Consider the following 4833-nt stretch of genomic DNA (forward strand, 5'->3'; position numbering starts at 1 on the left):
GAGCCCGTGGCACCCGTATCACCGGTTGCACCTGTGGCACCAGTCGAGCCTGTGTCGCCCGTGGCACCAGTAGATCCTGTAGCGCCGGTTGATCCGGTAGATCCCGTGGCACCTGTATCGCCGGTCGAACCCGTGGCTCCAGTTGCGCCGGTCGAGCCCGTCGCGCCCGTATCGCCGGTCGCCCCTGTGGCACCTGTTGCTCCGGTTGAACCGGTGGCGCCTGTATCGCCGGTCGCACCTGTGGCTCCGGTTACTCCGGTCGAACCTGTGGCGCCGGTATCGCCGGTGGCGCCGGTCGAGCCTGTAGCTCCAGTCGAACCCGTAGCTCCGGTCGAACCTGTCGCTCCGGTCGAACCCGTGGCGCCTGTATCGCCGGTTGAGCCCGTGGCACCCGTGTCGCCGGTCGCGCCTGTGGCTCCCGTTGCTCCGGTCGAGCCTGTGGCGCCCGTATCACCGGTCGCACCTGTGGCTCCGGTTGCGCCGGTCGAGCCTGTAGCTCCAGTCGAGCCCGTCGCGCCCGTATCGCCGGTCGCGCCTGTGGCACCTGTTGCTCCGGTCGAACCTGTGGCGCCTGTGTCGCCAGTTGCACCTGTGGCGCCGGTTCCACCGGTAGAGCCCGTGGCTCCGGTTGCTCCAGTCGAGCCCCTGGCACCGGTATCGCCAGTCGCACCCGTGGCTCCGGTTGCGCCGGTCGAGCCTGTAGCTCCGGTCGAACCTGTCGCTCCGGTCGAACCCGTGGCGCCTGTATCGCCGGTTGCTCCGGTTGAGCCCGTGGCACCCGTATCACCGGTGGCACCTGTGGCTCCGGTTGCTCCAGTCGAGCCCGTGGCACCCGTATCGCCGGTCGAACCTGTGGCTCCGGTTGCGCCGGTCGAGCCCGTGGCGCCTGTATCCCCGGTCGCGCCTGTGGCTCCGGTTGCGCCGGTCGAGCCTGTAGCGCCCGTATCGCCGGTCGCGCCTGTGGCTCCGGTTTCACCAGTCGAGCCCGTCGCACCTGTATCACCGGTCGAACCGGTGGCGCCGGTCGCGCCAGTCGAGCCCGTGGCGCCTGTATCCCCGGTCGCGCCTGTGGCTCCGGTTGCGCCGGTCGAACCTGTGGCACCCGTATCCCCGGTCGCGCCTGTGGCTCCGGTTGCGCCAGTCGAACCTGTGGCGCCGGTAGCTCCAGTTGAGCCCGTGGCTCCAGTCGAACCCGTGGCGCCTGTGTCACCGGTCGCGCCTGTAGCTCCGGTGGCTCCAGTCGAACCTGTGGCACCCGTGGCTCCGGTTGCTCCAGTCGAGCCCGTGGCACCAGTGGATCCGGTCGCACCGGTGGCTCCGGTTGCTCCAGTCGAGCCCGTCGCACCCGTATCGCCGGTCGCGCCTGTGGCCCCGGTCGCCCCTGTGGCGCCCGTGTCGCCAGTAGCACCTGTGGCTCCGGTTGCGCCGGTCGCACCTGTGGCTCCGGTCGAACCGGTGGCACCTGTTGCTCCAGTCGAACCGGTGGCACCTGTTGCTCCAGTCGAACCTGTTGCACCCGTATCGCCGGTCGCACCTGTGGCTCCAGTTGCGCCGGTCGAACCTGGAGCGCCTGTATCGCCGGTCGCACCTGTGGCGCCGGTTGCTCCAGTCGAACCTGTAGCGCCCGTATCGCCAGTCGCACCCGTGGCGCCTGTATCGCCGGTCGCACCAGTGGCCCCGGTGGCACCGGTTGAGCCCGTGGCTCCTGTGTCGCCGGTCGCACCCGTGGCTCCGGTTGCACCGGTCGAGCCTGTGGCTCCGGTATCGCCAGTCGCGCCCGTGGCTCCGGTCGAACCTGTGGCACCCGTATCGCCTGTCGCACCTGTGGCTCCGGTTGCGCCGGTCGAACCCGTGGCGCCGGTAGCGCCGGTCGCACCTGTGGCGCCGGTAGCGCCGGTCGCACCCGCGGCGCCTGTCGAACCCGTGGCACCGGTGGAACCTGTGGCGCCAGTCGAACCCGTCGCGCCCGTCGAACCTGTGGTGCCCGTCGAACCTGTGGCACCGGTCGCACCCGTAGCGCCGGTCGAGCCCGTGGCGCCGGTCGAACCAGTAGCGCCGGTCGAGCCTGTGGCACCGGTCGACCCAGTGGCTCCGGTCGAGCCCGTGGCGCCGGTCGCGCCTGTGGCGCCAGTCGCGCCAGTCGAACCCGTGGCGCCGGTTGCACCCGTAGCGCCAGTCGAACCCGTAGCGCCGGTCGAACCCGTAGCGCCAGTCGAACCCATAGCGCCGGTCGAACCCGTAGCGCCGGTGGAACCAGTAGCGCCTGTCGCACCGGTAGCACCTGTCGAACCCGTCGAACCTGTGGCACCGGTCGCACCAGTGGCATTGGCAGCCAGCATACTGGTGGTTATTGATCCGATCTGTTCATTGTTGACTGTATACTGTCCTGCACCTGAGCCGTTGCTCGAATTGAAGGTCGCGTTGTATACACTAATATCAAAAGTACCGGGCGCCGGGCTTCCGACAGAAGCGTCACCGACGTCATAATTCCCAGTATTAAAAAGAAATACTGGGATAGTATAATTACCTGCCGCATTGCCTGCGGGAACGACAAAGTTACCGACGACCGTCTGTGCGCCAGAGCTATTGGTAATTACTACAAAATATGTCCCCGCTGTTGTGTTGGTAGGCCAAGATCCATAGAGGTACCAGATACCCGCACTGGTTACATTTATCGTTTCGGCGAGCACCCCCGCATATTGCTCCGTCGCCATCACCGTTAGCGGCGGTCGCGCCGCAGTTCGACCCGGCAGCGCCTCCAGCTCCCACTTTCCGCCGAGCGCTGCCGCGCCGACGAGACCCGTCGCCGCCGCTACGGGCGCGCCGGTCGCTCGCGATAGCGCGGCGACAAACGCCTCCCCACGGGCGCCTTCGCCTGTGCTGCAACCCCACAGCAACAGATCGCCGTCAGGCCCCAGGGCATGACCGATCGCCGCGAGATCATCCGAATGCCGATTTATGTTGGCGAGAGAAAGCGCGCCATCGCTGAATCTGAGTTCGCCCGAGCGGCCGTGGACGACGATGTGGATGGCATCAAGACCTTTGCGACCGCGCAAAGCGTGCGCGATCTCCTGCGAAGCGGGCGTCGCGCCGCTGAGAAGCACGGGCTGGACGCTCGGCCTCAGCCCGGCAATGAGCGCGGGGATCTCGGCGACTGACGGATCGATGAAGACGATTTCGCGAGCGCTTTTCATCTTGCTATCCCCCGGCCAGCTTGGTTCGGGGTGGCGTCGCCTATGTTGTTGAGGGTTGCCGTTATTGCCGAATTGAAATCGCCGACGGACCATGTCCCGGCGTTCTTGCCTGTCGAACTCCAACTGCCATTGTAGACGGCGATGGTGTTCGGACCTGGAGCGCTCGGACCAACAATGTACCGTCCAGCGGGAAGAGCCTCGGAGATCGCAAAAGTGCCGCCCAAATTTGTCGGAACAATAAATTGCCCGATGATATTCAGCGTCCCCCCGTCATTCAGAACGATGAAATACGTTCCAGCCGCCGTGCCGGTCGCCCACTGACCAAACACGGTGAGCCGTTCGCCTTGGCCGGTCGACGTCAATGGCACAGCCAGAACTGCTGCGTAGTTCATGATGCCCCCCCGGGTCAGCGGCGGCCGCGCCGCTGCGTTCTCTGTCCGAATGTTCAGTTCCCATCGCCCGCCAAGCGCCGGCGACCCAACCAAGTCGTTCGCCGCCGCAACCGGCGTTCCCGTCGCGCACGACAGCGCATCGATGAAATTCGTTCCGGCGGCACCAACTCCGGCGTTGCAGCTCCACAGAAGCAGTTCGCCAATTCCGCCCAGGACTCGTCCGATGGTGGCGAGGTCGAGCTCATCGTGGCCCAGCGTCCCGGCCGACCATTCGCCGGCCGCGAAGCTCACCCGCCCTGGCGCGCCGTGCGCGATGACGTGCACCGCGTCGAGGCTCTGGCGCCCTTCGAGGGCCATCGCCACCTGCCGCGTTGCCGGGCGCTCGGCGTCGAGCAGGATCGCCTCGACCTCAGGCCTCAGGTTGGCGAGGATCGTGCCGAGATCGGATACGGAGGGATCGACGAAAAGGAGTTCGGAGGCCCGGAGGGCATCGGTCGGCGCATTCAGGCGATCGGTTGCAGCGTCCGGCAGCGGATCGATCCGGCGCCCATCGAACCGCGGGAATGCACCAACGCCCCCACGGGGCACACGCGACAACATTTGACTCACAGCCACCCCACTCCTGACACCCATGCCGCCGATGTTTCGACGTCATCTCGTGAGTGAACTCCGGAATGGGAAACCGTCCGCCTTCCGCCGAAGCATAGGCATGGACGCGACATGTCACGGCGCGCCCTGTAGACGCCCCTTCTTCATGCGCGAAATTGCCGTGCTACCCGATCCCTGTCCAACCCACCTGCACAGACCTTGCGGCCACTGACCGTGCGATCTGCGGGCACCCTCTATACCCATATATAAGTAAATTCGAAAATTAGCGATTTGTAAACTATTAAGTAGAGAATTGGTAAATTGCCGGGAACGAGGCAGCAGGCCTCGATCAATACTGAGGCGCCCACCAGCGCATACCGTTCCTGAAAATAGACTTGCCGGCTTCCTTTCAGTTGCTGCTATTCGGCAATATTCCCAGGCGGCTGACCATGATCGGCCGGACCCAGGCGCTGCAGGAACGCTGCACGAGCTGACAAGGAAGAATGATAAACGCGCGGGCTTCCAGCGAAGCCCGCGCGTCCTTTTTTCAACCTGGACCAATTACCGTCCAGTCCGTTCGCCGCTCACTCATGTGGCTTCAAGAGATCCTTGAGGGTCGCCTTGACGGTATGGTCGTTGCTGGCGTAGCCGGCGCCAGG

2 protein-coding genes are annotated in these 4833 nt (G+C 65.5%); both read right to left on the minus strand.

The annotated features are described in order from the left end of the window. On the minus strand, positions 1–3287 hold a 3287-nt coding region (locus FJ954_RS31400; RefSeq protein WP_140666033.1), incomplete at its 3' end, for a DUF4347 domain-containing protein. Further along, complete coding sequence (locus FJ954_RS31405) at positions 3191–4186, minus strand: DUF4347 domain-containing protein (RefSeq protein WP_181177956.1); 996 nt, start codon at positions 4184–4186, stop codon at positions 3191–3193. The genes FJ954_RS31405 and FJ954_RS31400, both read right to left, overlap by 97 nt. Between the last annotated feature and the right edge of the window lie 647 nt (positions 4187–4833).

The sequence above is a fragment of the Mesorhizobium sp. B2-3-15 genome (genome assembly GCF_006442875.1).
Lineage (GTDB): Bacteria > Pseudomonadota > Alphaproteobacteria > Rhizobiales > Rhizobiaceae > Mesorhizobium > Mesorhizobium australicum.